Genomic DNA, 24,883 nt, shown 5'->3' on the forward strand with positions numbered 1-24,883 from the left:
CTAAAAGGGAAGTCCTTGTAGATGTCTAGTAGGTCACGGTCACCGTGATCGTGTCGTTGTAGCTGCCGGCAGGCACGTTCTGCGAGGCGGGCACGTGGCCATAAACGGTTTGTGATTGGGCGCTACCCGTGCCGGTGCCCGTCGCGGTATCCGTTCCAATGGTGCTGCCCCAAGCGAGGTTGTGGCTGCTATCGCGGAAAAGCTGGTAGCCGACGTAGTTGCCAGTGCTGCCGAGCCGCATGCGGCGCGTGCCGCCATCGTGGTTCTGGCCGTTGTCCAGTCCGAGGTTCCAGGCGGTGCGATTGCGGCAGATCATGGTGACGCTGGAGGTGTTGTCCTGCGCGCTGGCGATCGGGCCGGCATGACTGCCGAAGCTCAGGTCGGTCGCGGATGAGAACTCGCAGCTCGCCGGAACGGTGGAAGTGACTTCGAAGCCGAATGTGCTGGTGGTGCCCGCCGTGCCGCCGGCGGTGCACGACACGGGATAGGCGGCCTCTCCTGAGGTCGATGTGTTGTACTGGAAGGCCAGGTCCGTGTTGTTGCCGAAATAGCTGTCGGTGTAGATGCCTGCTGCGGCGCTCACCTGCGGCGGAATGCGCCCATACAGGGTGTAGCCCCGGGTGCTGCTTCCTCCCGTGGAGATCGGCACTGCGTAGTCCAGGTCCACTTGCAGGGGTTCGTTGGCCGGCGCCGAGCCCAGGCTGCTGCCCCAGATGGTGCTGTAAGCGGCGTTCTGGTACATCTGGAAATTCAACGTGTCGCCGGTTGCGTTGAGCATGGCCCGGGGATCGGCGGCCTTACCGATGCCCAGGCACAACTTCACCTTGGCGTTGCCCGACTGCGGCAAGGCACTTGTCGTACACGTGACGGACAGGCTGGCGGTCGCGGCGGTGTAGCCGGTGACATCGGTGCTTCCAAAGACGAGACTGCTCAGGGTGGCGCTGCAGGTGGTCGCCGCCGATGCCTGGGACGCGCACAGCAGACTGCCGGTCAGCCATAGCGCAAACAGGGCGGCAATGCGCAACCGGATCATGGTGCCGTCTGCACCGTGCAGGTGAGCGGCCCGATGCGTGGGACGCTGTCTGTCGCTGCCGGATAGTCGAAGCGGACGTGGCACGCGCGGCCTTCGGGAGACTGAACGCGCAGGTGGTTGTGCATTTGCAATGTGTCCAGATAGACCTCGCCGTCGTAGCCGACGATCGCTTCCGCGCCCGAGCCTTCTGCATCCTGCGCGCGACTGGCTAGGGCCAGCGGTTGACCGCTCGCGTCGTGCAGCACGATGACCGCAGCACGCACGGGACTGATGGCAAAGCGAACGACGGTGCCCACGCGGTCGCTGGGCGTAGCGTTCTGGTCCACCTGGCCCACACGCACATTGGCGGGCAAGTCCATCGGGTCGATGGACAGCTTGTTGCGCTGCCAGGCGTTCAAGCGTGTGAGCAGCAGCATCCCGCGATCGTCGGTCGTACCGACGACACGGTTTTCCAGCTTGACGGGTACGCCCGCAACGCCATCGGTGCTGACCACGGCAAATGCGCCGTTCACGTCGCGAGCCGTGAACATGTTGCCATTCATCAACACCAGGGAGCCGCTGGCATTGCCATAGCCGTAGGTGTTGCCACTGGAGCTCGCGATGCCGACGTTGGCCCGTCCGTAGCGCCCCAGCCAGCCGGCTTCGGCTTGCGCGCCGCGATCGCCACCGTCGTCGCGCAGTTGCGCGCGCCAGCCCCAACCGCCATCGCTCGGCACGGGGCTGGAGATATCTACACCGACACTGGTGCGGCCCTGATCGCGCTGCACGGAGGTGCTGGCGGTCACGCGCGCTTCGAGGCCGTAGCTCAGGCCGAAGAACAAGCCGAGGTCCTTGCGGCCGGTCAGGCTGCGATTGAGCGAGGCGTTCAGCAGGAGCCGGTTGCCGAACTGGCGCGACCAGGAGAGGCCCGCGTACCGAGCGTCGTCCCCACGCGGATAGGCCAGCCGAACGTAGCTCACGCCCAGGCTGCCCATCCACGGAATGTTGACGCCTGCGCTGGCGCGGTCACTCACCCGCGCCGGGTTCTGCCCATAGGTGGATGCGATGTCGCGGTACTCGCCGCGTGTACGCTGGGTATTCAGGTCGAGAAAAAGGTTCGCGCGATTCCAGCGGTAGCCCAGCGCCCATTGGCTTCCGTGTTCGCCTCGCGCCGCGCCGTAGGCCGCAGCGGCGCTGATCACGCCGGCCGTGCCGAGCAACCACAGGCCGCCCAGGCCACCGTTGCGAACCTCGGTGCTTCCTTCGGCATGGGCTTCCAGCGTGAAGCGGTCGCTGATGCCTCGGCGCAAGCTCGCGCTTACCACTGGGGTACCGTCGTAGGAAAAGGACCTTTGTCCGTACTGAAGGCGCACGGCACCCATCGACGCCGACCAGTCGGTGAGCCCTGCGGAGAGCAGCTGCTGGGTGTTATAGAAGGGCAGCGTCATCATGCTGCTGCGCCCGAAAGCGTCGGTGATGACGATCTGCGCATTGCCCGCGCCGCTGATGCCCGGGTTGCTGCGCAATTGGAATGGACCGGTCGGCACCTGGCCGCTGTACTGCTTGAGTCCGTTGACGTAGAGCTCGACCGTCGACGGCACCGTGACTTCGCCGAAGAAGGCTGGCTGAGGCGTGATCGTGCGATAGGGTTGCAGGCCGAAGTCGCTGCCGACCCTCACGCCACCCAGGCGCACCGAACGCGTCCAGCCCAGGCTGCCGGTGACGCTGTCGCCCACCTTGAGCGTCAGCATGCTTTCCGGCCACGAGGCCTGCCATGAGGTGTCCAGCCGCACCGACTCGCCGCGCCAGCCATCATTGGAAGTGCCGCCCCCGGTGCTCAGGAGGCGCGTGATCATGGTGTTGCTCACGACGCCTGTGCCAAGGCCGAACAGACGCGTTTCCTGGGCCGCGCTCAATTGGCTGCCGTCGCGGCCGTGCGCGGCATAAAGGTCATAGTTGAACAGCAGGCCCGACGCGGTGGGACTGAGGGGCAGCGCCGTGGCGCGTGCACTCTCGAGACGGGTGGTCGCCAGCGACAGAAGGGCCAGTGGCGCATCCAAGTCGATCCGTTGCAGCCGACTGTCGAACCGGACCTTCAGACCCGGCAGTTCGGCCAACGCCAGCATCTGCTCGCCGGGCTGGCCCGCCAGCGCGAATCCCAACTGCCGCAGATCGGCCACGCGAGCGTACAGCGCGCCTCCTCGGGAGACGAAGGGCAGCAGCTTGCCGGAGGGCGTCTGGTTGAGCACCACCTCAAGGTAGAGCTCGGTTCCAGCGGCGGGCTCGGTCGCGACTGCGAGTGGCTGTGCCTGTGCACATGGCTCGCCCAGAAGCATCAGAGCCGCGAGCAGTGGCGCCGCCCCTCGAAGGGGCGCGCCGGTATGGCGGTTCAGCGTGGGACACCGGATGTCGTCGCGGCGGGCTCGCGCGACAGCAGGGTGCGTTCGGTAAATTCGCCATTAACGCGGGCTTTGAAAACCCCGCCGGCGGACGCGCTCGGATGCAGCGTGACGGGCAGATTCCAGCGCCTGCGCTGGCCCGGCAACACGTAGCCGGCGAGTCCGGCGCGTACCGTTTGGCGCTCACCCGCGGCATTGACAAGCACCAGATCTTCAATCTGGGCATGCGCAGGACCATCGTTTGCGACTTCCACTTGGGTCTGTTCGCCTGTTCGCACCCATCGAATCTGCAAGTCGGGCTGAAGCGCGGTCTCGGCCGGACCTGCCGCTCCCGGCGCCCGGGGCGTGGCCGGCAGCAGGAACACGGGCAGCGAATAGCGCAGCACGAATTGCAGTCCGGCGTGTTTGCCGGCGCGCCCATCGGCGGCAACGGATCCCTCAGCAGGCGCCGAAGCCGGAACCGGGAGTTCGTCGACGATCAAGCGATAGCTGGCTTCGACCCCCATTGGCGGCGGGCCGAGCCGAATGACTCGCACCAGTTGCCTCTCGCCGGCGGGCACCTGCAGCATGGGCGGGCTCACCGTGAGATCCCGCGTGGGCTCGAGCCGATCCTCACCGTCTACTTGCGTCCAACGGTAGACGCGCACTTGCGCATGCAGGGGTTGGCTGCCGGTGTTGCTCAGCCAGAGACCATCAGCGTTCTGGCGTGCCTGCAGCGTGAGCGAGGTGGGTACGACCTGCAGGCTGGCGCCGTTGGCCGGCGAAGTCAGGGTTGCCAGGGCCAGCAGCACCGCCGCGGCAGCGCCCCAGGCGCCCCTTGACTTGTGACGACGCCCTGACAGGTGTGCGATCAATAGGTGACCGTGGCGGTGATGATGTCGCTGTACGCGTCCGCAGTGAAGTTGGTGCCGGCGACCGAGCCGTAGACGTTGACCGTCTGGACCACGCCGGTACCGGTGCCGCTTACTGTGGTGGTGCCAACGGTGTCGCCCCAGTTGGTGGTGCGTCCGCTTTCGCGGTACAGCGCATAGGGCACTTCATCCGTGTTCGCGCCGGTGCCCTTCATCGTGCGTGCGGTCACGGTCGCCAAGGTGCCACTGCCGGCGCTCAGCCCGATGTCGTAGGTCGTGCCCTTGGTGCAGTTGACCTTCAGGCTGCCGGCGCCTGTTGCGCTACCGGCCGTGGATTGCACGGAGCCGAAATCCACGTCGGTTCCGCCCGTCTCGAAGTTGCAGGCCTTGGTGATCGTCATCTCCACATTGAAAGTCGTGGTGGGCGTGTCGGCCCATGAAGGCGAAGAAGCCGCAGCGATCGCAAGAACAAGAAGGGCGCGTTTGAACATAGACATGATTTGCAGACGTAGTGAAAAAGGTTTTTTCGAATCAGCACAGAGAGGTTTGGCGACTGCCGAACCTTCTTTGTGCACGTCTGAATGGTGGGGCTTGCAGCACCAGTATGGGGGAATCGACCGACAAACGCTTTGCATTCGTTAAGTAGAGCCGCGCAGCTATCGAATTCACCTATTCAGGGCAAAAAATCGTAGCTTTATTCATGGATTGCAAGCGATAGATAGATCCATAGTTCTCAGTCCCGGCAGTCCGGTTAAAGCCGTGGATTCTGAAGGGCATCAGGTAGGCGGCTGGCTAGAGCATCGCGCTGCTGCCCGAAGATGAATTGAGATCCCACATCGTCGCCGGGCAGCTGGTGCGGGTGCTGGAAGACTGGTGCCCCAAGTTCGCCGGCTACCACCTTTATTACCCGAGCAGACGGCAGCCTTTGCCCGCCTTCTGGTCCTCAAGGCGTTGCGCTTTCAAGCGTGATTGCCCCTGTTTCGGCCCTGCCATTGCGGCCCGGTCGTAGTGCGCGCCCGCGGCGATGTGCCATGCCGAAACCGTCGACCAATGACCTCGCCCATGTCTGCTTTGGGTCGAGATGGCGGTCCTTCGTGCCGGATGCGCACACGCACGACGCATTAGTCTATTCAAGCGTCAAGGATGGATTGTCGAGGCGCATTTCACCGTCGATGAAGGGCGTCTGGGTCTGGGTCTTGATGTAGACCTCGAGCGCGTTGCCGTCGGGATCGCGGAAGTAAATGGAGAGAGCATACAAGTGCTCGACCATCTGCTCGGGAACGATTCCAAGGCGGTCCAGGTGCGCCTCGAAGTGTCGCAGCTCGTCGACTTGGCGGCCGATGCAAAAGGCAATATGCCCGAGGCCGGCTGCCCTCGGATCTGCCGGCAGCGCCGTCTGCGTGAGTTGAACCAGCGCAAGGTCGTGATCCTGCTCGCCGAACGTGAGGAACACCATCGTGTCGCCATTGAAAACGCCGCCTCGCCGCTTGCGCATCCCGAGGACGTCGCAATAGAAGCGGGCCGACGCCTGCACGTCCTTGACGTTCAACACCAGGTGGCCGATCCGGGCTTTGCTTGTGGCCGTGCCTTCGCTTGCTGCTTCCATGTTCACTGACCCTTGATTCCGGTTTCGCGGACGAACTTGGCCCAGCGCGCCGTCTCGCTGCGGACCAGCTCGCCAAAATCGTCAGGCGTTGTCGTTTCGACAGCGTCCATTCCCATCGCACGGAAGCGCTCGCGCACCAAGGGGGCCGCGGCAACTTCGCCGATGGCGTTGCTCAACCGATGGACGATGTGCGAAGGCGTCCCGGGCGGTGCAACGACGCCCAGCCAGTCTCGCAAGTTGAAATCCGGAAAGCCTTTCTCGCCCATGGTCGGGATGTCGGGGAAAGCGGCGAGGCGCATGGGCGTGGGCACTGCGATGCCGCGCAGCTTCCCCGAGCTCAAATGGGGCGCGACCGCTCCGGCGGCGGCAAACATCATCGTCACCTCTCCGCTCATGACCGCTAACACGCCCTCGGGCGCACCCTTGTAAGGAACATGGCGGATCTCGCTGCCGATGGTCCGGCTCAAGAGCTCGCCTCCGAGGTGTGAGGGCGTGCCTGCGCCGCCGGAGGCGAACGTCAGCTGTGCCGGCGCTTGTTTCGCCTGCGCAACGAGGTCCTCGAGCGACCGGTAGGGTGACTCATTGCGCACGACGAGAATCGTCCCGGCCCATACCGCCTGCCGCACCGGCGTCAGGTCCTCCACGACATCGAACGGCATGGCCGAAAAGAGACTTGGCACGATCGTGACCGGCATCGAGAGAATGCCCAACGTGTAGCCGTCGGGAGCAGCCTTGGCGACGTGATTGAGCCCGATGGTGCCGCTTGCTCCCGGACGGTTCTCCACGATGACGGGCTGGCCCAGGGCACGGGCGAGCTGCTCGCCTATCACGCGGGCGACGACATCGGGAGGCGACCCGGGCGGGACAGGGGCGACGATGTGGACCGGGCGGCTCGGGTAGGCGGGCTGCGAATGGACCGGAGCAGAGAGCACCCCGAAGAGCAACAAGAAGGCAGTGGCAAGGCGCCTCATAAGCAATCCTCCGGCAAGTGGCCTTCAGTTCATCACGATAGCGCAGCGCCTGTGAAGATGATATGTTGTAGCGCGACATAACTATCGGTTATCACGTGCGCCTGAGGCAAATCGAAGCGCTACTGGCCGCTGTCGACGGGGGAAGCTTGAGGGCGGCCGCCCGTGCGCTAGGCGTGACCCAACCAGCCGTCACGAAAGCCATCCACGCCCTCGAAACGGAACTGCAGGCCGAGCTTCTGCGGCGAACCCGGCATGGCGTCGAGGCGACGCCACTGGGTCGATCCTTCCTTCGCCACGCGCGAATCGCATACGCGGAGATGCGCAAGGCCGAGGCCCTAGTGAATGACCGTCTCGGCGCAGGATCCGTGGCCTTCGGCGTCGGCCCCATCGCGGCATTGCTGGTGGTACCGGCGGCGCTCGAACGATTCCGCGGGCAGCACCCGCAGGCGGAGGTGCGGATTGTGGAAGGATTCGCACCTGCGCTGCTTCCGCGTGTGCGCGACGGCTCGCTGGACTTCGCCATGGGGCCGCGCCTTGCGGGCGACCTGGATGCCGCCTTTGCGTTCAGGCCGGTCTTTCGGGAAGAAACTGCGGTCGTGTGCCGCAAGGGACATCCGCTTGGCCGCGCCAGGACGCTAGCGGAGCTCGTGGACGCCGAGTGGCTCACTCAATGGGGGAGCGGTCTCGGACCGGGCTCCATTGCCCGCGCCTTTGCTGCAGCGCGGCTGCCTGAACCCCGCCAGTCGGTGCAATGCGAGTCCTACAACGCGATGATCGCCTTGATCGCGCGCAGCGACGTGCTGGGCGTGCTCTCGCGCCGCATGCTGACGCACCCGCTCATCAGCAATTCCATCGACGAGATCCCGGTTGTGGACGGCCCGGCCGCCTTCACGGTCGGCCTCTTTTCGCGCAGTGGCGCCCCGCTTAGCCGGCTCGCGGCCGCGATGGCGAAAGCGGTGACACTGTCCGCACGCGAGTTGGTACCAAGCGGCCGTCGGTGACGTCCGCCAGCGGTTCGCACTTCGGCGGCCCCTGAATGGCTGCTCGTGGGCATCGTTGTCTTGCATGCGCTCTTGCGCTCCCTTTCGAGCGCCGATCACGATCCATTTCGCTGGATCCTGCTGAAGAGCTTCGGCCAGCGCACCAGCGATCATCGGCGCGAGCCGACCTCTGCTGCGGGAGGTACGCAGTGCCTCTGGGGACAATCCGAGCCTCTCCGCCCAACCCACCGAACTGTCTGTTTCGAGCGCCAGGTTCAAGAGATCCATCGTCGAGGGTGCCCGACGCGAGGTCTTTCGTGACCTTGCCGAAGCACTCTCGCTGACGCGGCCGCTGTCTAATTTCGGGACTGCTCGGCTGCTCTTTGCCGCCTTGTCACCGCTGCGCTTTGGCTGCTTGCCGGTCATGGGTGGGATCATCGCCTTCGAACGTGAAGAACGTCAGAACTTCCAGTTCAAGCTGGCCTTGAACCCATGGTCCTGCAGCCCGTCGCCGAACTGCCCTGAGTAGGAGGCGCCGAGCGTCAGGTTCGGCCGCAGCTGCGTCTCGATGCCTGCTTCGAGCACCGCGACATCCTTGGCCAGCGGCACGCCGGTCAGCGTGAACGGCAGGCTGCCGCCGAACGCATGCGTGCTCGCGGGCGTCGTGTCCCCGAACGCATGGCGCCAGCCCAGCATGCCGCGCACGCGAATGCGCTCGCTCGCCTGCAGGCTCGCGCGCAGGCCGATGGTCGAGAAGGTCGCATCAAGGCTGTCGCCGTCCCCGTGCATCGCAGCCGGTCCGCCACGCTCGAAGAAGGCGTCGCTCTCGAGTCGCACATGGGCGAGGCCCGCAAAGGGCTCGAGCGTGGTGCGGCCCAGGTCGATGCGATGGCCGAGCTCGCCGAACACCTGCGTCGTCGTGCTGTCGTACTCGGCCTCCAGGCCGCCGGCGAAGCCCGCGAAGGCGACCGAGCGATTCGTTTCGGTCTTGTTCCAGCTGTGGCTTGCGCCCAGGCGCAGCGCCGTGGCGCCCCATTGCGTGCCGCCGTACGCGCCCAGGTGATAGCTGTCGGTCTTGCTGCTGCTGTTGCGCGCGCTGGTGTCCGCGCTCGCGCGGCTGTAGCCGCCCAGCGCCCCCACGCGCCAGCCCGCACCCACGCCGGTGTCGGCGCCGACCATGAAGCCGCCGATGTCGCGCTCGAGCTTGGCCGCATTGCCGTCGCTGTCGATGCTGCCCCAGGAGCCGAACACCTGGGTCCAGGCCGCGTGCTTCTGGCGGTCCTCGGGCGTGCAGCCGGTGCCGGGCTGCTGGGGCGCCTGCTGCACTGCACTGCCGGGCGCGCAGGCCGCGCCGCGCAGCCGGTCGATCGCGGCCTCGCGCACGAAGCGGCTGTCTTCCAGCAGCGCCGTCTTGGTGGAGGCATGGATGTCCGCCGACAGTTGGTTCAGCGCATCGCGTGCCGCGAAGTCGTTGGGCAGCCAGGTCACCGCGTTGGCCAGGCTGTTGCTGGCGGGCAGGCTGTCCAGCGCTGCGCCGACGGCCGCCTGGTTGGGCGTGCCGGCCGCATCGGCGATGCTGCGCACCTTCTCGGCGACGAGGTAGACGTTGTTGGCGTCGTAGCGGTCGAACAGCTGCACGAAGGCGGTGGTCGTGTCGCCGCCGAGGCTGTAGGTGCCGGCGACGCCGCCATCGGCGGTGAGCACGGTGTAGCGGGTACCCAGGATGTAGGTGCCGCTGTTGATACGCACCACGTTCAGGCGCGCGCCGCTGCCGATGCTGGCAGTGCCGGTGGCATGGATCAGGTCGGAGGCATTGGAGCCCGGGTCCACCTCGACCTCGTAGGTGGAGCCGGGTGCCTGCGTGTAGTTGCCGTTGACCGTCAGCGTGCCGATCGAGTTGCCGGGGGCGATGGTGCCGGCCACCGTCGTGCTGCCGACCGTGCCCGTGCCCTGGAGGCGCCCGGCGGCCAGCACGTTGAGCGTGCCGCCGAGGGTGCCGTTGACGGCGAGCATGCCGGCTTCGACCGTGGTGGTGCCGGTGAAGGCGGCGCTGTTGCCGGTGAGGCGCGTGGCGCCGGAGCCGATCTGACGGACGCCGCCGCTGCCCGAGATCACGCCGGCAAAGGTCACGGCATCGGATCGGTTGAAGCTCAGCGTGCCGTTGTTGGTCACGTCGCCGACGATGGAACCCGAGGTGCCGCCGTTGCCGAGCTGCAGGGTGCCGGCCGAGATCGTCGTGCCGCCGGTGTAGGTGTTGGTGCCCGACAGGGTCTGGGTGCCGCCGGCGACCTGCAAGCCTCCGGTGCCGGAGACGACGCCGCCGAAGTCGCCGCTGGCCGCCGTCAGCGTCAATTGCTTCGCGCCGAGCAGGACCGCGCCGCTGCTGCTGATGCCCGCGACGCTCGTGCCGGCTGGGCTCACGCCGGAGATATCGAAGCTGCCGTCGACCGCGACGCCGCTGGACGCAGCGATCGCGCCGGCGCCGGTCAGCGCCAGCGTGCCGGCCTGGATGTGGGTGCTGCCGGTGTAGCTGTTGGCGGCCGTCAGCACGGTCGTACCCGGGCCTGCATTGCTGACGGCGCCGGATCCGGAGATCACGCCGCCGAAAGTCAGCGAATCGGATCGATTGAAGCTCAGCGTGCCGTTGTTGGTGACGTCGCCCAGGATCGAACCCGAGGTGCCGCCGCTGCCGAGCTGCAGGGTGCCGGCCGAGATGGTCGTGCCGCCGCTGTAGGTGTTGGCGCCGCTCAGCACCAGCGTGCCGGCACCGGTCTTGGTCAATGCGCCTGCGCCGCCGACCACGCCGGCGAGGCTCAAGTCGGCATCGGTGCGGAAGGTGCCGCCGCCGGCGCCGAGCGTGACCGCGCGCGCGGAGGCGAAGGACGCCGTGTTCTGCAGTGCGCCGCCGTCGAGCGTGAGCGCGCCGGCGGCATCGCCGAGCGCGCCGTCGCTGGCCACCGACAGGGTGCCGCCCGTGACCTGCCAGGGCGTGAGGGCGGTGGTCGTGCCCGTGAGGGTCCAGGTGCTGGCGCCGTTCTTCTGGAAGCGGTCGAAGCTGCGGTACTGCGCCGCGGCACCGATGCTCGAAGCATCGAAGCTGCTGTCGGCGGCGCCGCCAAGGCGCAAGGTGTCGTTGGTGCCGGTGGCGTTCGCAAGAACATCGCCCTCGATCACCGAGCCCGCATGCAACTCGAGCACGCTCAATCCCGTTGCCGATGTCGAGAGTCGAATGGCATTGGGATGGCCGGCGCCAGCTCGGATCGTCCCACTGTTGACGATCGTGATGTCGGTGCCCCCCACTGTGTTGACCGAGATCCCCGCTGCTCCCGTTCCGCCTTCGATGGTCCCGTTGTTGATGAACGTGGCCAATGACCCAGCACCTGCAAATATGCCGGCGGCGAAAGCATCGGGGACACCGCTCTGACCGCCTCGTATCGTTCCGTTGTTCGTCACCGATGCGATGCCCACAACCGCGATTCCAAATCCGGCAGCACCGTTCGTGGATGCCCCGCCCTCGATCAGGCCATTGTTGACGAGTGATGAAGTACCGTTCATCAGGACGCTAACCCCACCTGAACCTGCCGTGCCTGCGCTGCTCGCTCCTCCGGCGCCGCCGGTGATCGTGCCATTGTTGACGAGTGATGTCCCACCGCTCATCGACACGCCCGACCCACCCCCCCCGCTTGTCGCGCCCGCACTATTGGCTCCTCCGGCGCCGCCGGTGATCGTGCCGTTGTTGGTGAGCGTCCCCCCCACCAAACTGCCGCCCACCCCTCCTGAGCCACCCGCTGCGGTGCTGGCGCTGGTTCCTCCGGTTCCGCCTGTGATCGTCCCATTGTTGACATGATTGCTGCCAGCGCCGCTCATGACGGCACCGAATCCACCGCCGCCCCCCGCTCCCGCACCTGTGCCGCCCGTGATCGTTCCATGATTGATGAGCTGTGTAGCAAAACCACCATTGAAGCCCTGCCCACCCGTCCCCGTCCCGTTGGCGTTGCCCCCTCTGAGCGCGCCGAAGATGGTCCAATTGGTTGCCGCCTGAATACCGCCTCCATTGCCGCTCCCGCTGGTCCTGTCGAAGCCCGACAACGTGAAGCCGGCGGTGTCGAGCGTCATGGGCTTGGTGGCGGTGGGCAACGGAGCAACCGTGCTCGACAGGCCAATGTTGCCGGTCAGCGTGATGGTCGCGCTCGGGTCGGGATCGGCATTGGCGGCGGTGATCGCGTTGCGCAGTTCGGTCTCGGTGGCGACCGTGTAGTTGGCGGCGTACGCGGTCTGCGACAGCGTTGCCAGCAGCGCGACGGCGATCGCGACCGCCGAGGCTTCAAAGGGACGCCCGGTGGACGTTACGGAGCTGCTCACGCAGCTCGCATGCACATGCCGCTTGCGGCGGCTACCTTCCGGATTGCCCGCGGGATTGTTGTTCTTGCTGGCCCTCATCCGTGCATCTCCTTAGTAATTGCTCGCGAATGATGAGGTGCACCCCCAATTCCATACAACCTGCTGCGTCAGCCGAAACTATTCGAGTGGATTGATTTATTTGCGTCGTGTCGGCTCGCTGCGACATACATCCGGCGCGGATTCTCAAACTTTGTCAATTCGATTGCTGAGCGCAGCTCGCGTCAGTACATCGCGCTCCAGATTTGCACCCAAGCCGACGGCGCGCGTTGGGCTATTCAGCAAGAGAAGCCTGAAGACCTGAAACTACTGATGGGCTGCTGCCGGTTCCGTGGAAACCGGCCTAAGCTTTTTGAGCTTTCTCGAACTCTATCGGGCTGACCTAGCCGAGCGTCGAATGACGACGCGTCCGATTGTGGAAACGCTCGATGTTGCCGAACACGTCGGCGCGTGCCTGCTCCCTGGACCTGTACACCTTCCTGGCTGTGCGCTCGGTCTTCAATGAACTGAAGAAGCTCTCCATCGCTGAGTTGTCCCAGACCTGGCCCGCGCGGCTCATGCTGCACGCAATGTCTTGCTCTTTGAGCAGTGCAGGGGTCGAGATCGAATCCATAAGCCTTATGGCCCAGATCAGTGGCCTGTCGAACCACGGTTCCCGACCCGACCATCGGGTCTAGAACCACGCTCTTAGGCGGCAACTTGCAAAGGCTTGCAAGCCGACGCTCGCGCCATGCTGCGCGCGAGCTATAGTCGGCGTCGCTCGCCCAGAGGACACCATGGATTCAATGACGACCGCGCTCACGAGTTACTACGACACCGTGCCGTACGACTCGCATCCGTTTCCTCAGTCTGCTGTCGAACATCTGGAGGCGCTGGCATTTCTCTTCGGCCTCGAGTCGCCTGCTCCCGCGCAGGCACGCGTGCTCGAACTCGGCAGCGCGGCCGGCGGCAACCTGATCCCTTTCGCGGCACGCCACCCGGAGGCGAGAGCCCTCGGCGTCGACCTTTCACCGGTGCAGATCCGGCAGGGCGTGGCGGCCATCGAGCGTTCGGGCCTGAAGAACGTCGAATTGCGCGCACTCGATATCGCCAGCATCGACGCCTCCTTCGGTCAGTTCGACTACATCGTCTGCCACGGCGTCTACAGCTGGGTGCCGGCGCCGGTGCAGGACGCGATCCTGCGCGTGTGCTCGGAGAATCTCGCCCCCAACGGAGTGGCCTACGTGAGCTACAACGTGTACCCGGGCTGGAAGGCGCGCGAGATCGTGCGCGACGCCATGATCCTGCGCGGCGCCCCGCGCGACGAGCCGGACGAGAAGCTCTCATACGCGCGCGGGATGCTCGAGTTTCTCGAACAGTCGGCGCGGCCGGACAGCGTGCTCAAGAAGACGCTCGAAGAGACCATGCCGATCGTGCGTGCCGCGAACAGCTCCTATCTGCTGCACGAGTTCCTCGAGCCCTGCAACTCGCCCTGCTACTTCAAGGAATTCGCCGCGCGTGCGAGCGCACACGGGCTCAGCTACCTGGCGGATGCGGAGCCGTCGACCATGTTCGTCCAGAACTATGGCGAAAAGGTTCGCGATCCCTTGCTGCGCGAATGCGGAGGCAGCCAGATCATGATGGAGCAGTACCTGGACTTCCTGGTCAACCGCACCTTCCGCCAGACGCTGCTCGTCAAGCAGGAACGCGCCGCCGGGATCCGCTATCGCCTTGTTCCGGAGCGCATCCGCGCCCTCGAATTCGCCGGCGTGTTCGCAGCGGAAGGCGGCGGGGTGCTGACGCTCGATGCGCAGGAGCAGCCGTGCAATGCGATGCGCAACCTGAAGATCACGCTGCGGCTGCCGCTTCAAAAAGCGGTGGCGCAGGTGCTCGATGAGCGCTACCCGGCCACCGCGTCGGCCGACGTGCTGATCGCCGAGGTCTCGGCACGGACCGGCGAACCGCGCGCCGCAGTCGAGCCGCTCGTCATGGCGATGCTGGAAGAACTGCTGATCCTCGGTGCCGTGCGCATCCGGCGAGCCTCGCCGCAGGCCGCCGCCCAAGTGTCGGAGTTCCCGCGCGCCCTGGCCGCGGTGCGCAGCGCGCCCGGTCTCGCGCTGAATGCCGGACCCTCGGCCGTCGCGTGCAACCTGTGGCATGAGCCCGTGGGCCTTTCGCTGCTCGAGCGCTGCCTGCTGCCGCTGCTCGACGGCGCGCATTCGCACGAGTCCCTGGCATTGCACCTCGCCGTCGAAGCCCGCGCCGAGCGCCTGCGCTTCATCAAGGACGAAAAGCCGCTCACGGAAGCAGGTGCGCTGCGCGAGTTCACGCAGCAGCAGGTGGCGCTTGCCCTTCGGGACTTGCGGCGCAAGGGACTGCTTGCGGGCTGATCCATTCTTCCTAGGAGATAGAACCGTGAAACAACTTCAGTGGACTTCGGCCTTGCGCAGCGCCGTCGCGGCGGCGCTCGCGCTGGCAGGCGCGACACAGCTGCTCGCGGCCTCGCAGGCGCCCGTGGGGGCGGAGAACGGCATGGTCGTGAGCGCCCAGCATCTGGCGACCAAGATCGGCGTCGACGTGCTCAAGCGCGGCGGCAATGCGATCGACTCAGCGGTGGCAGTCGGCTATGCGCTCGCCGTGGTCTATCCGGCGGCCGGCAACCTCGGCGGCGGCGGCTTCATGACCGTGCAACTGGCGGACGGACGCAGGACCTTCCTCGACTTCCGCGAGAAGGCGCCGCTGGCCGCCACGGCCAACATGTACCTCGACAAGGACGGCAACGTCGTCAAGGGCCTGAGCACCAATGGCCACCTCGCCGTCGGCGTGCCCGGCACGGTTTCCGGCCTCGAGCTCGCGCGCGAGAAGTACGGCACCATGAAGCGCGATGCACTGATCGCGCCTTCGATCGCGCTGGCCGAGCGCGGCTTCGTGCTGGAGCAGGGCGACGTCGACATGCTCGCCACCGCGACCGCCGACTTCAAGAAGGACCCGGCATCCGGTGCGATCTTTCTGAACAAGGGCGAGCCCTTCGCGGTCGGGCAACGGCTGGTGCAAAAGGATCTGGCGAAGACGCTCAAGACCATCAGCCGCAACGGCACCGACGGTTTCTACAAGGGCCCCGTGGGCGCTGCGCTCGTGGCTTCGAGCCAGGCCGGCAAGGGCATCATCACGCAGGCCGATCTGAACCAGTACACGACGCGCGAACTGGCGCCGGTCGAATGCGACTACCGTGGCTATCACGTGGTTTCGGCGCCTCCGCCGAGCTCGGGCGGCGTGGTGATCTGCGAGATGCTGAACATCCTCGAGGGATATCCGCTCAAGGACCTCGGCTTCCGCTCGGCGCAGGCCGTGCACTACCAGATCGAGGCCATGCGCCATGCCTACGTCGACCGCAACAGCTATCTGGGCGACCCGGACTTCGTGAAGAATCCGCTCGACCGGCTGCTCGACAAGGGCTATGCCGAGAAGATCAGGGCCGTGATCGACCCGAAGAAGGCCGGCGTCTCCAAGGACATCAAGCCCGGCGTCGCGCCACACGAAGGCAGCAACACCACCCACTATTCGATCATCGACCAGTGGGGCAATGCGGTTTCCGTGACCTACACCTTGAACGACTGGTTCGGCGCCAAGGTCACGGCCGCCGGCACCGGCGTGCTGCTCAACAACGAGATGGACGACTTCACCTCGAAGATCGGCGTGCCCAACCTCTACGGCCTGGTGCAGGGCGAAGCCAATGCCATCGCCCCGGGCAAGCGGCCGTTGTCCTCGATGAGCCCGACCATCGTGACCAAGGACGGCAAGCCCGTCTTCGTGGTCGGCACGCCCGGTGGCAGCCGCATCATCACCGCGGTGCTCCACACGATCCTCAACGTTGTCGACTACGGCATGACCGTGCAGGAAGCCGTCGATGCGCCGCGCTTCCACCAGCAATGGTTGCCCGATGTGACCAACGTCGAAACCTTCGCGATCAGTCCCGACACGCGCAAGCTCCTGACCGACATGGGCCACAACCTCGGCGTGCCGCAGCCTGCCAATCACATGGCGGCGATCATCGTCGGCGCGCCTTCGCTCGGCGGCAAGCCGGTCGGCAAGAACCGCTTCTACGGCGCCAACGATCCGCGGCGCAACACCGGCCTTGCCCTCGGGTATTGATGCGGATCGAGGAAATCCTTTATACGCAGGGCTTCGGCACCCGGCGCGTCTGTGCCGGGCTGGTCCAGCAAGGACTGGTGAGGGTTGGAGAGGCCGTCGTTGCGGACCCGGCCGCCGAGTTCGAGCCGGAAGGACTGCACTTCACGGTCCAAGGCACCGAGTGGGCGTACCACGAAAAGGCCTACCTGATGCTGCACAAGCCGGCCGGTACCGAGTGCTCGCAGAAGCCGTCGACCTATCCCAGTATCTACACGCTGCTGCCGTCGCCACTGCGCCTGCGCCCCAACAAGGGCGCAGTGCAGGGCGTGCAGGCCATCGGCCGGCTCGACCAGGACACGACCGGCCTGCTGCTGCTGACCGACGACGGCCAGTTCATCCACCGCATGGGCTCTCCCAAGCACCATGTGCCGAAGGTCTACGAGGTTGGCACCAAGCACCCGGTCGATAACGCGCAGGTGACCCGGCTGCTGGCCGGGGTGGTGCTCGACGACGACCCGAAGCCGGTGCGCGCGGCCGCCTGCGAGGCGGTCGGGCCGCTGCAGCTGCGGCTTACCCTGACCGAAGGCAAGTACCACCAGGTCAAGCGCATGCTGGCCGCCGTGGGCAACCGGGTCGAGGCCCTGCACCGCTCGCGCATCGGGCCGCTCGCGCTGCCCGACGACTTGGCGCCGGGCCAGTGGCGCTGGCTGGATCCGGCGCAGGTCGAGGCGCTGCGAACGGCGCGCCCGAGTCAGCCGGCGGGCAGGGTCGATCGTTAAGATCGCAAGCCTGATTCCCGGAACTTCCTCCTTGCGCTTTTTCTCCCCCCCGATAGGCCGCCTTGCGGCCTTTTTGTTTGCCTGCGCCATGCTGCCGGCGCTCGCTGCCGAACCGCCACCGGTCTTCGTGCTCAATTCGCTCGATGCCACGGTCAGCGTGGTCGATCCGGTCAGTTGGACCGAGAAGCTGCGCATCCCGACCGGCAAGGAGCCGCACCACCTCTACCTGTCGCCAGACGAGAGCTCGCTGATCGTGGCCAATTCTGCAGGCGACTCGCTGACCTTCCTGAATCCGCGAACGGCCGAGGTTCAGCGCGTGGTCTACGGCATCATCGATCCCTACCACCTGCGCTTCTCGCCCGACATGAAGTGGTTCGTCACCGCCGGCAACCGGCTCAACCACATCGACATCTACCGCTGGGACGGCAAGGAGCCCAAGCTGGTCAAGCGCATTCCCTCGGGCAAGACGCCGAGCCACATCTGGATCGACGGCAAGAGCACCACCGCCTACGTCACGATGCAGGACAGCGACGAGCTGGTCGCGATCGACCTCGCCACGCAGACCGTCCGCTGGCGCATCCCCACCGGCCCGATGCCGGCCGACATCTTCGGCATCCACGACGGCAAGACGCTGCTGGTCGGCCTCACGGGCAGCGACGGCGTGCAGGTCTTCGACGTTGCCGGCCGGGAGCCCAGGCTGGTCGGCAAGATCGCCACCGGCAAGGGCGCCCATGCCTTCCGCTCGGCCGGCGACGGCCGCAGCGTGTTCGTCAGCAACCGCGTGGCCAACACCGTCAGCCGCATCGACCTGCAGACGCTGCAGGTCAGCGACACCTATCCGGTGGGCGGCGGACCCGACTGCATGGACGTCTCGGCCGACGGCAAGACGCTCTACGTGACCTCGCGCTGGGCCAGGAAGCTCAGCGTGGTCGATCTGGCCGCCCACAAGGTGGTGCGGCAGGTGCCCGTGGGCCGCTCGCCGCACGGCGTCTGGACGCTCGATCATGCCCGGCGCTAGGTCCGCGGCCGCGCTCGTCCTGCTCGCTGCGGGCGTCGCGTCCACCGACGCCCTCGCTCAGGGGAGTTGCACCAAGCCGGTCTACCTGAGCTTCGACACCGGCCACATGGGCGTGGCGCCGCTGGTGGCCGAGGTGCTCAAGCGCCAGGAGGTGCGTGTCACCTTCTTCGGCGCGGCCGAGCGCACGCTGACCGGTGGCGACAGCCTCGACAACCAGTGGGCGCCGTGGTGGAAGGCGAGGGCGGCCGAAGGCCACGAGTTCGCGTCCCACACCTACGACCATGCCTACTGGCGCGGCGACGTGAAGGGCATCGCGCCGCGCTTCCGCATCGAACCCTCGGCCGGCGCCTTTGCCGGCCGGCAGTTCACCTGGGACGCGGAACAGTACTGCGCCAACATCGCCAAGGCTTCCGAGCGCCTGCAGCACGTCACGGGCAAGAAGCCGCTGCCGTTGTTCCGCGCGCCGGGGGGCAAGACCTCGCCCAGGCTGCTGGCAGCGGCCAAGGCTTGCGGTTACGCGCACGTGGGCTGGGCGCCGGCCGGCTTCCTGGGCGACGAGCTGCCGAGCGAGAAGTTCAGCAACGATAAGTTGCTGCAACAGGCCCTCGACCACATCCAGCCCGGCGACATCCTGGTCGCGCACCTGGGCATCTGGTCGCGCAAGGACCCGTGGGCACCTGCCGTGCTCGAGCCCTTGATCCTCGGCCTCAAGGCCAAGGGCTTCTGCTTCGAGACGCTGCGCCAGCATCCGGCGTACCGCGAATGGATCGCGTCCCACCCCTGAATCGCGCGGTGTTCCGATGGACTGGCTGACCGAGCCCTTCGCCAACCTGCAGCAATGGCTTTTCGAAGCTGCCGTGCAGCCGCTGGTCTATGCCGTAGGCCTGGGCGGCTGGGTCGAGGACGCCTTCGACGCCACCGGCTGGCTGCTGGTCGGCCTGATCCAGATCGGGGTGCTGGTCGCCGTATTCGGCCCGCTGCAGCGCTGGCGTCCGGCCGAGCCGGTGCTCGACCGGCGCGCCATCCGCACCGACATCCTCTACACGCTGATCCACCGGCTGGGCCTGTTCCGGCTCGCGATGTTCTTTGCGCTCGACCCATTGTTCGACGAGATCCTCGGCGCCGTGCGCGCCGCCGGCTGGGGCTCCTTGCATCTCGACCAGCTCTGGCCCGGGGTGACCGACATTCCCTGGATCGCGTTCGCGATCTACCTGGTGGTGCTGGACCTGGTCGAATACTTTATCCATCGCGGCCAGCACGGCTTCCGATGGTGGTGGGCGCTGCATTCGCTGCACCATTCCCAGCGCCAGATGACGATGTGGAGCGACGACCGCAACCATCTGCTCGACGATGTGATCCACGACACGATCATCGTCGTCGTCGCCCAGCTGATCGGCGTGGCGCCGGGGCAGTTCATCGCGATCGTGGCCTTCACCCAGCTCAGCGAGAGCCTGCAGCATGCCAACCTGCGGCTCGGCTTCGGCGCGATCGGCGAGCGGCTCTGGATCAGCCCGCGCTTCCACCGCCTGCACCACAGCATCGGGATCGGCCACGAGTCGCAGGGTCCGCGAACGCTCGGCGGCCACAACTTCGGCGTGCTGTTGCCGTGGTGGGACATGCTGTTTCGCACCGCCAATTTCGAGGAGCGCTACGACCCGACCGGCATCCGCGACCAGGTCGAGCCGGACGCCGCAGGCCGCGTGCGCGACTACGGGCGCGGCTTCTGGGCTCAGCAGTGGCTGGGGCTGAAGCGCATTGCCGGCCGCGGCTGATCTCGATTCCACGCGACGCGGTTATCCTCAGCGCCGATGCGTCTTCTTCTCGACTCCTTCTGGCGTTCGGTAGCCTATTGCATGCACCCGCGGGTGATCGTGCTCTCCCTGCTGCCGCTGGCGCTCATGGCGCTGCTGGCAGCGCTGTTCGGCTATTTCTATTGGGATGCGACGGTGGCGTGGACGCGCGAGGCGCTCGAGGCCTGGCCGCTTCTGTCCAGCTTCTGGGGCTGGATCGGGCGCCTGTTCTCCGGGGATGTCACAGCCGTGCTGGCGCCGATGGTGGTCGTGATCGCGGCCACGCCCTTGATCGTGGTGGTTTCGCTCCTGATCGTGGCAGGGCTCATGGCGCCGCCGCTCACCCGCCTGGTGGCCGACCGTCGTTTCCCGACGCTCGAGCAGAAGAAGGGCGCTTCCTTCGTCGTCGGCGTCTTCCGCTCGCTGGGCCTCACCGTGCTGGCGCTGCTCGCGCTGATCGTCTCCATGCCGCTGTGGCTCATTCCACCGCTGGTGCTGGTCCTGCCGCCGCTGATCTGGGGCTGGCTGACCTATCGCGTGATGAGCTTCGACGCCCTGGCCGAGCATGCGAGCCCGGAGGAGCGCGATGCCGTGCTGCGCGCCCACCGGCTGCCGCTGCTCGGCATCGGCGTGCTGTGCGGCTACCTGGGCGCCGCGCCCAGCATCGTCTGGGCATCCGGGCTGCTGTTCGCGGCCGCCTTCTTCGTGCTGGTGCCGCTCGCGATCTGGATCTACACGCTGGTGTTCGCCTTCTCCGCGCTCTGGTTCGCGCACTATTGCCTGGATGCGCTGGCGCAGCTGCGGGCGCAGCGCGCGGCGGCGGCCGTTTCACCTTCCGCGACCGAGATGGCAGACGTCCATGCGGCCGCCACCCAATGGGGCGCTCCATGAGCACACGTTCATTCGGTCTTCTCGTCGTCGGCGACGAAATCCTGTCGGGCAAGCGTGCCGACAAGCACATGCCCAAGGTCATCGAGCTGCTCGCTGCGCGCGGCCTGCAGCTGGCCTGGGCCGAGTACGTCGGCGACGTGCCGGTCCGCATCACGGAAGCGCTGGCGCGCGCCTTCGCCTCGGGCGACATCGTGTTCTCCACCGGCGGCATCGGCGCCACGCCGGACGACCATACGCGCCAGTGCGCCGCCGCGGCGCTCGGGGTGCCGCTCGGGCTGCATCCGGAAGCCGAGCTGCTGATCCGCGAACGCATGCAGGACACCGCGCGCGAGCAGGGCACGGCCTACGAGCCCGACCGTCCGGACAACGTGCACAGGCTCAACATGGGCGTGTTCCCGCTCGGCGCCAACATCATCCGCAACCCCTACAACAAGATTCCGGGCTTCAGCGTCGGCGACGTGCACTTCGTGCCGGGTTTCCCGGTCATGGCGTGGCCGATGATCGAATCGGTGCTCGACGAGCGCTACGCGCATCTCTTTGCCCATGGGCAGGCGGCCGAAAAATCGGTCATCGTGTACGGTGCGATGGAAGCCACGCTCACGCCGCTCATGGAGACCGTCGAGCGCAGCCACCCGGGCGTCAAGGTCTTCAGCCTGCCGAGCGTCGACCATGCCGTGCACGGCCGCCACATCGAGCTCGGCGTCAAGGGCGAAACCGCGTCCATCGACGCTGCCTATGCGCAGCTGCTCGAAGGCCTGCACGCCTTTGGTGTGCGTCTTGGCCCAGAATTGGTGCGCTGATTTGCGCTGCACCAATTCGGTTACAACTTGCCTGTTTTTGGGGTTTCGGCGCGATGCCAGGTACCCCTCCCCGGCAGTGACAATGGGCACAGAAACTGCATTCCCAGTCCCGCAATTCCAACCAACCATCCAAACCAGGAGAACCTGATGGCAAAGACCGTCGCCGATGTACTCAAACTCGTCAAGGAAAACGAGGTCAAGTTCGTCGACTTCCGCTTCACCGATACCCGCGGCAAGGAGCAGCACGTGACCGTGCCTGTGTCCGCATTCGACGAGGGCAAATTCACCGACGGCCATGCCTTCGACGGCTCGTCGATCGCCGGGTGGAAGGGCATCGAGGCTTCGGACATGCTGCTCATGCCCGACCCGAACACGGCCAACATCGATCCCTTCTTCGAAGAAACGACGCTGCTCTTGACCTGCGACGTGGTCGACCCGACCGACGGCAAGCCCTACGAGCGCGATCCGCGTTCGCTCGCCAAGCGCGCCGAGGCTTACATGAAGGCCTCGGGCCTGGGCGACACCGCCTACTTCGGACCGGAGCCGGAATTCTTCGTGTTCGACGGCGTGCGCTGGCAGAACGACATGTCGGGCTGCTTCGTCAAGATCGAGTCCGAAGAAGCCTCCTGGAACAGCGCGAAGGAATTCGAGCACGGCAATACCGGCCACCGTCCCGCAGTCAAGGGCGGCTACTTCCCGGTTCCCCCGGTCGATAGCTTTCAGGACATGCGCTCCGAGATGTGCCTGGTGCTCGAGTCGCTGGGCATCCCGGTCGAAGTGCATCACCATGAAGTGGCGAACGCCGGCCAGATGGAGCTCGGCACCAAGTTCAGCACGCTGATCCAGCGCGCCGACTGGGTCCAGCTGCAGAAGTACGTGATCCACAACGTGGCCCACGCCTATGGCAAGACCGCGACCTTCATGCCCAAGCCGATCGTCGGCGACAACGGCTCCGGCATGCATGTCCACCAGTCGGTCTGGAAGGACGGCAAGAACCTGTTCGCCGGCGACGGCTATGCGGGTCTCAGCGACTTCGCGCTGCACTACATCGGCGGCATCATCAAGCACGCCCGTGCGCTCAACGCCATCACCAACCCCGGCACCAACAGCTACAAGCGCCTGGTTCCCGGCTTCGAAGCCCCGGTGAAGCTGGCCTACTCGGCCAAGAACCGCTCGGCCTCGATCCGCATCCCGTTCGTGGCCAATCCGAAGGGCCGCCGCGTCGAGGCGCGCTTCCCCGATCCGATGATGAACCCGTACCTCGGCTTCGCCGCGATGCTGATGGCCGGCCTGGACGGCGTGGAGAACAAGATCCATCCGGGCGAAGCCGCCAGCAAGGATCTCTACCATCTGCCGCCGGAAGAAGACGCGCTGATCCCGACCGTGTGCCACAGCCTCGACCAGGCGCTCGACTACCTCGACAAGGACCGCGCCTTCCTGACCAAGGGCGGCGTGTTCACCGATGCCTACATCGACGCCTATATCGACCTCAAGATGCAGGAAGTCACGCGTTTCCGCATGGCGACGCACCCGGTCGAATTCGACATGTACTACTCCCTGTAAGCCAGCTTTTCGGCTTTGGCGTTAAAAAGGGGACGGCCTTGGGCCGTCCCTTTTCTTTTTGGGGCCATCTTGCGCGGTCGAACTCCCGAATTGCACGAAAATGCCGGCTTGCTGCGCACTACATTGACGACCATGAAGACTTCTTTCGTTTTCCTCCTGACTGCCTTGGCGGCGGCCGGCGTGCACATCCAGGCTCAGGCCCAGCAAGAGCGCGTCTGGCGCTGCGGCAACGAATACACCAACAACGCGACCCTCGCCCAGCAGCGCGGCTGCAAGGTGATGGAGGGGGGCAACGTCACCGTGGTCCAGGGCACCCGCCCGATCGCGGCGGCTGCGGCGGGCAGCACCGCAGCGCGTGCGCCGGCCGGCAGCCCGCGCGTCGACGGCGCCGACCAGCGCGCACGCGACGGCGAAGCCCGCTCGGTGCTCGAGTCCGAGCTCAAGAAAGCCGAAGAACGCCAGGCCCAGCTGCTCAAGGACTACAACAGCGGCGAACCAGAGAAGCAGGGCAGCGAAGCCCGCAACTACCAGAAGTACCTCGACCGCGTGGCCGAAATGAAGGCCGAGATCGCACGCAACGAAAGCGACATCGCAGGCATCCGCCGCGAAATCGGCCGCCTACCGGCCAATCGCTGATGGCCTTTGGAAAGAGCGCTGCCGCCGCCAAGCGCTTCCAGGCCTTCGACCTTCTTTCCACGCTGATCGCGGTGGTGCGCACCGACGGTGCGGTGCTGTTCGCCAATGCCGGCCTCGAAGACGCGCTGGGCACCTCGCGCCGCACGCTCGAAGGCTCGCAGTTCGGCGCCTGCTTCCATGAGCCGCAGGTGCTGCGCACGGCGATCGACGGCGCACGCAGCAACGACTTCGCCACGCTGCGCTACGAGGCCTTCCTGCGCCGCGTCAACCACGAGCTGATGCCGGTGCAGGTCACGCTCGCGCAGGGCGACCGCGCGGGCGAGCTGATCATCGAGATGTCGCCGCTCGAGCAGCAGGTCCGCCAAGATCGCGAAGAGCGGCTGCTCGATCAGGCGCAGGCCAACAAGGAACTGATCCGCAATCTCGCACACGAGATCAAGAACCCGCTGGGCGGCATTCGCGGCGCGGCGCAGCTGCTGCAGATGGAGGTCGAGTCGCGCGACCTCATCGAGTACACCCAGGTCATCATCCACGAGGCCGACCGCCTGCAGACGCTGGTCGATCGTCTGCTCGCGCCGCACCGCCGCCCGCACGTGGTGGGCGACGTCAACATCCACGAGGTCTGCGAACGCGTGCGCTCGGTGATCCTTGCGGAGTTCCCGCGCGACCTGCACATCGAGCGCGACTTCGACGTCTCGATCCCCGAGTTCCGCGGCGATCGCGAGCAGCTCATCCAGGCCACGCTCAACATCGTCCACAACGCTGCGCAGGCATTGGCCGAGCGGCGTGCGGCCGGCGACGCATGCATCACCTTCAAGACCCGCATCGCGCGTCAGGTGATATTCAACAAGCAGTGGTATCGACTGGCACTGGAATTGCATGTCATCGACAATGGACCGGGTGTGCCGGACGCGATCAAGGACCGCATCTTCTACCCGCTGGTGTCGGGCAGGGAAGGCGGAACAGGTCTTGGATTGACGCTGGCGCAAACTTTCGTGCAACAGCACCACGGCGTGATCGAGTGCGACAGTGTCCCGGGCCGGACCGATTTCAAGATATTGATACCGCTGCCTTAGCTA

20 protein-coding genes and 2 pseudogenes are annotated in these 24,883 nt (G+C 66.1%); 14 read left to right on the forward strand and 8 right to left on the reverse strand.

From position 1 onward, the window contains the following. Positions 1-25: 25 nt before the first annotated feature. Genes EJI01_RS06805 through EJI01_RS06820 form a run of 4 tightly spaced genes read right to left on the reverse strand, consistent with a single transcriptional unit; the run spans position 26 to position 4,663 of the window. Complete coding sequence (locus EJI01_RS06805; RefSeq protein WP_126836365.1) at positions 26-1,033, reverse strand: spore coat protein U domain-containing protein; 1,008 nt, start codon at positions 1,031-1,033, stop codon at positions 26-28. Further along, positions 1,030-3,348 carry a fimbria/pilus outer membrane usher protein gene (locus EJI01_RS06810; protein ID WP_126836366.1) on the reverse strand — a complete coding sequence of 773 codons (2,319 nt, stop codon included), beginning with the start codon at positions 3,346-3,348 and terminating at the stop codon, positions 1,030-1,032. Before EJI01_RS06810 ends, EJI01_RS06805 begins: the two co-directional genes overlap by 4 nt. 53 nt (positions 3,349-3,401) lie before the next feature. Then, complete coding sequence (locus EJI01_RS06815; RefSeq protein WP_221885646.1) at positions 3,402-4,202, reverse strand: molecular chaperone; 801 nt, start codon at positions 4,200-4,202, stop codon at positions 3,402-3,404. A 59-nt stretch (positions 4,203-4,261) separates the two neighbouring features. After that, positions 4,262-4,663, reverse strand: coding sequence for a spore coat U domain-containing protein (locus EJI01_RS06820; RefSeq protein WP_221885647.1), 402 nt, complete (start codon positions 4,661-4,663; stop codon positions 4,262-4,264). On the opposite strand from EJI01_RS06820, the gene EJI01_RS29055 reads away from it, so the two are divergent. Both EJI01_RS29055 and EJI01_RS29240 read left to right on the forward strand, forming a co-directional pair. Next, entirely contained in the window at positions 4,653-4,904 is a 252-nt protein-coding gene (locus tag EJI01_RS29055) for a hypothetical protein (RefSeq protein WP_221885648.1), read from the forward strand. The two genes, EJI01_RS06820 and EJI01_RS29055, sit on opposite strands and share 11 nt — an antisense overlap. A 157-nt stretch (positions 4,905-5,061) precedes the next feature. Next, positions 5,062-5,271, forward strand: a pseudogene (locus EJI01_RS29240) (hypothetical protein); the annotation flags it as partial. Positions 5,272-5,388: 117 nt separating this feature from the next. Here EJI01_RS29240 and EJI01_RS06830 read toward each other — a convergent pair. Both EJI01_RS06830 and EJI01_RS06835 read right to left on the reverse strand, forming a co-directional pair. Then, on the reverse strand, positions 5,389-5,868 hold the full coding sequence (locus EJI01_RS06830; protein ID WP_126836368.1) for a VOC family protein: 480 nt from the start codon (positions 5,866-5,868) through the stop codon (positions 5,389-5,391). Between the two features lie 2 nt (positions 5,869-5,870). Then, on the reverse strand, positions 5,871-6,839 hold the full coding sequence (locus EJI01_RS06835; RefSeq protein WP_126836369.1) for a Bug family tripartite tricarboxylate transporter substrate binding protein: 969 nt from the start codon (positions 6,837-6,839) through the stop codon (positions 5,871-5,873). A 95-nt stretch (positions 6,840-6,934) separates the two neighbouring features. On the opposite strand from EJI01_RS06835, the gene EJI01_RS06840 reads away from it, so the two are divergent. After that, positions 6,935-7,840 carry a LysR substrate-binding domain-containing protein gene (locus EJI01_RS06840; protein WP_185878847.1) on the forward strand — a complete coding sequence of 302 codons (906 nt, stop codon included), beginning with the start codon at positions 6,935-6,937 and terminating at the stop codon, positions 7,838-7,840. 438 nt (positions 7,841-8,278) lie between these two features. Here the strand turns inward: EJI01_RS06840 and EJI01_RS06850 are convergent, their stop codons facing one another. Then, positions 8,279-12,259: an autotransporter domain-containing protein gene (locus EJI01_RS06850; RefSeq protein WP_260602358.1), complete on the reverse strand. Its 3,981-nt coding sequence runs from the start codon at positions 12,257-12,259 to the stop codon at positions 8,279-8,281. 340 nt (positions 12,260-12,599) lie between these two features. Further along, a pseudogene (locus EJI01_RS06855) lies at positions 12,600-12,788 on the reverse strand (integrase core domain-containing protein); the annotation flags it as partial. A gap of 205 nt (positions 12,789-12,993) precedes the next feature. Here EJI01_RS06855 and EJI01_RS06860 point away from each other — a divergent pair. From EJI01_RS06860 to glnL, 11 genes are all read left to right on the forward strand, one after another. Then, entirely contained in the window at positions 12,994-14,586 is a 1,593-nt protein-coding gene (locus EJI01_RS06860; RefSeq protein WP_126836371.1) for a class I SAM-dependent methyltransferase, read from the forward strand. 25 nt (positions 14,587-14,611) lie between these two features. After that, positions 14,612-16,348, forward strand: coding sequence for a gamma-glutamyltransferase (gene ggt / locus EJI01_RS06865; protein ID WP_126836372.1), 1,737 nt, complete (start codon positions 14,612-14,614; stop codon positions 16,346-16,348). Next, positions 16,348-17,106: a 16S rRNA pseudouridine(516) synthase gene (locus EJI01_RS06870; protein ID WP_126836373.1), complete on the forward strand. Its 759-nt coding sequence runs from the start codon at positions 16,348-16,350 to the stop codon at positions 17,104-17,106. Before ggt ends, EJI01_RS06870 begins: the two co-directional genes overlap by 1 nt. Positions 17,107-17,194: 88 nt before the next feature. Further along, positions 17,195-18,124 (forward strand): selenium-binding protein SBP56-related protein, encoded by a 930-nt coding sequence (locus EJI01_RS06875; protein ID WP_126836374.1) that lies wholly within the window; start codon positions 17,195-17,197, stop codon positions 18,122-18,124. Beyond that, positions 18,111-18,908 (forward strand): polysaccharide deacetylase family protein, encoded by a 798-nt coding sequence (locus EJI01_RS06880; RefSeq protein ID WP_126836375.1) that lies wholly within the window; start codon positions 18,111-18,113, stop codon positions 18,906-18,908. The genes EJI01_RS06875 and EJI01_RS06880 overlap by 14 nt, the downstream gene beginning before the upstream one ends. A gap of 16 nt (positions 18,909-18,924) precedes the next feature. Continuing rightward, positions 18,925-19,896, forward strand: coding sequence for a sterol desaturase family protein (locus EJI01_RS06885; RefSeq protein ID WP_126836376.1), 972 nt, complete (start codon positions 18,925-18,927; stop codon positions 19,894-19,896). A 36-nt stretch (positions 19,897-19,932) separates the two neighbouring features. After that, a complete protein-coding gene (locus EJI01_RS06890; RefSeq protein ID WP_126836377.1) occupies positions 19,933-20,805 on the forward strand; it encodes an EI24 domain-containing protein in 873 nt (290 codons plus the stop codon). Next, a complete protein-coding gene (locus tag EJI01_RS06895) occupies positions 20,790-21,605 on the forward strand; it encodes a competence/damage-inducible protein A (protein ID WP_126836378.1) in 816 nt (271 codons plus the stop codon). The genes EJI01_RS06890 and EJI01_RS06895 overlap by 16 nt, the downstream gene beginning before the upstream one ends. Positions 21,606-21,752: 147 nt before the next feature. Next, the gene (glnA, locus tag EJI01_RS06900) at positions 21,753-23,168 is read left to right on the forward strand and encodes a type I glutamate--ammonia ligase (RefSeq protein ID WP_093103124.1); all 1,416 of its coding nucleotides are present in this window, start codon (positions 21,753-21,755) and stop codon (positions 23,166-23,168) included. 132 nt (positions 23,169-23,300) lie between these two features. Then, positions 23,301-23,804, forward strand: a complete 504-nt coding sequence (locus EJI01_RS06905) for a hypothetical protein (RefSeq protein ID WP_126836379.1) — start codon at positions 23,301-23,303, stop codon at positions 23,802-23,804. Then, positions 23,804-24,880 carry a nitrogen regulation protein NR(II) gene (glnL, locus tag EJI01_RS06910; protein ID WP_093103127.1) on the forward strand — a complete coding sequence of 359 codons (1,077 nt, stop codon included), beginning with the start codon at positions 23,804-23,806 and terminating at the stop codon, positions 24,878-24,880. Before EJI01_RS06905 ends, glnL begins: the two co-directional genes overlap by 1 nt. Positions 24,881-24,883 lie beyond the last annotated feature (3 nt).

The organism is Variovorax sp. MHTC-1 (assembly GCF_003984645.1).
In the GTDB taxonomy this organism is placed as follows: Bacteria; Pseudomonadota; Gammaproteobacteria; order Burkholderiales; family Burkholderiaceae_C; genus Variovorax.

Excerpts from the sequence above, each read along its gene's own strand:
- EJI01_RS06830 (WP_126836368.1), bottom strand. The coding sequence starts at position 5,868 with ATGGAAGCAGCAAGCGAAGGCACGGCCACAAGCAAAGCCCGGATCGGC.
- glnL (WP_093103127.1), top strand. The coding sequence starts at position 23,804 with ATGGCCTTTGGAAAGAGCGCTGCCGCCGCCAAGCGCTTCCAGGCCTTC.
- EJI01_RS06890 (WP_126836377.1), top strand. The coding sequence starts at position 19,933 with ATGCGTCTTCTTCTCGACTCCTTCTGGCGTTCGGTAGCCTATTGCATG.
- EJI01_RS06805 (WP_126836365.1), bottom strand. The coding sequence starts at position 1,033 with ATGATCCGGTTGCGCATTGCCGCCCTGTTTGCGCTATGGCTGACCGGC.
- EJI01_RS06820 (WP_221885647.1), bottom strand. The coding sequence starts at position 4,663 with ATGACGATCACCAAGGCCTGCAACTTCGAGACGGGCGGAACCGACGTG.
- EJI01_RS06870 (WP_126836373.1), top strand. The coding sequence starts at position 16,348 with ATGCGGATCGAGGAAATCCTTTATACGCAGGGCTTCGGCACCCGGCGC.
- EJI01_RS06880 (WP_126836375.1), top strand. The coding sequence starts at position 18,111 with ATGCCCGGCGCTAGGTCCGCGGCCGCGCTCGTCCTGCTCGCTGCGGGC.
- EJI01_RS06860 (WP_126836371.1), top strand. The coding sequence starts at position 12,994 with ATGGATTCAATGACGACCGCGCTCACGAGTTACTACGACACCGTGCCG.
- EJI01_RS06850 (WP_260602358.1), bottom strand. The coding sequence starts at position 12,259 with ATGAGGGCCAGCAAGAACAACAATCCCGCGGGCAATCCGGAAGGTAGC.
- EJI01_RS06885 (WP_126836376.1), top strand. The coding sequence starts at position 18,925 with ATGGACTGGCTGACCGAGCCCTTCGCCAACCTGCAGCAATGGCTTTTC.
- EJI01_RS06905 (WP_126836379.1), top strand. The coding sequence starts at position 23,301 with ATGAAGACTTCTTTCGTTTTCCTCCTGACTGCCTTGGCGGCGGCCGGC.
- glnA (WP_093103124.1), top strand. The coding sequence starts at position 21,753 with ATGGCAAAGACCGTCGCCGATGTACTCAAACTCGTCAAGGAAAACGAG.
- EJI01_RS06810 (WP_126836366.1), bottom strand. The coding sequence starts at position 3,348 with ATGCTTCTGGGCGAGCCATGTGCACAGGCACAGCCACTCGCAGTCGCG.
- EJI01_RS06875 (WP_126836374.1), top strand. The coding sequence starts at position 17,195 with ATGCTGCCGGCGCTCGCTGCCGAACCGCCACCGGTCTTCGTGCTCAAT.
- EJI01_RS06895 (WP_126836378.1), top strand. The coding sequence starts at position 20,790 with ATGGGGCGCTCCATGAGCACACGTTCATTCGGTCTTCTCGTCGTCGGC.
- EJI01_RS06835 (WP_126836369.1), bottom strand. The coding sequence starts at position 6,839 with ATGAGGCGCCTTGCCACTGCCTTCTTGTTGCTCTTCGGGGTGCTCTCT.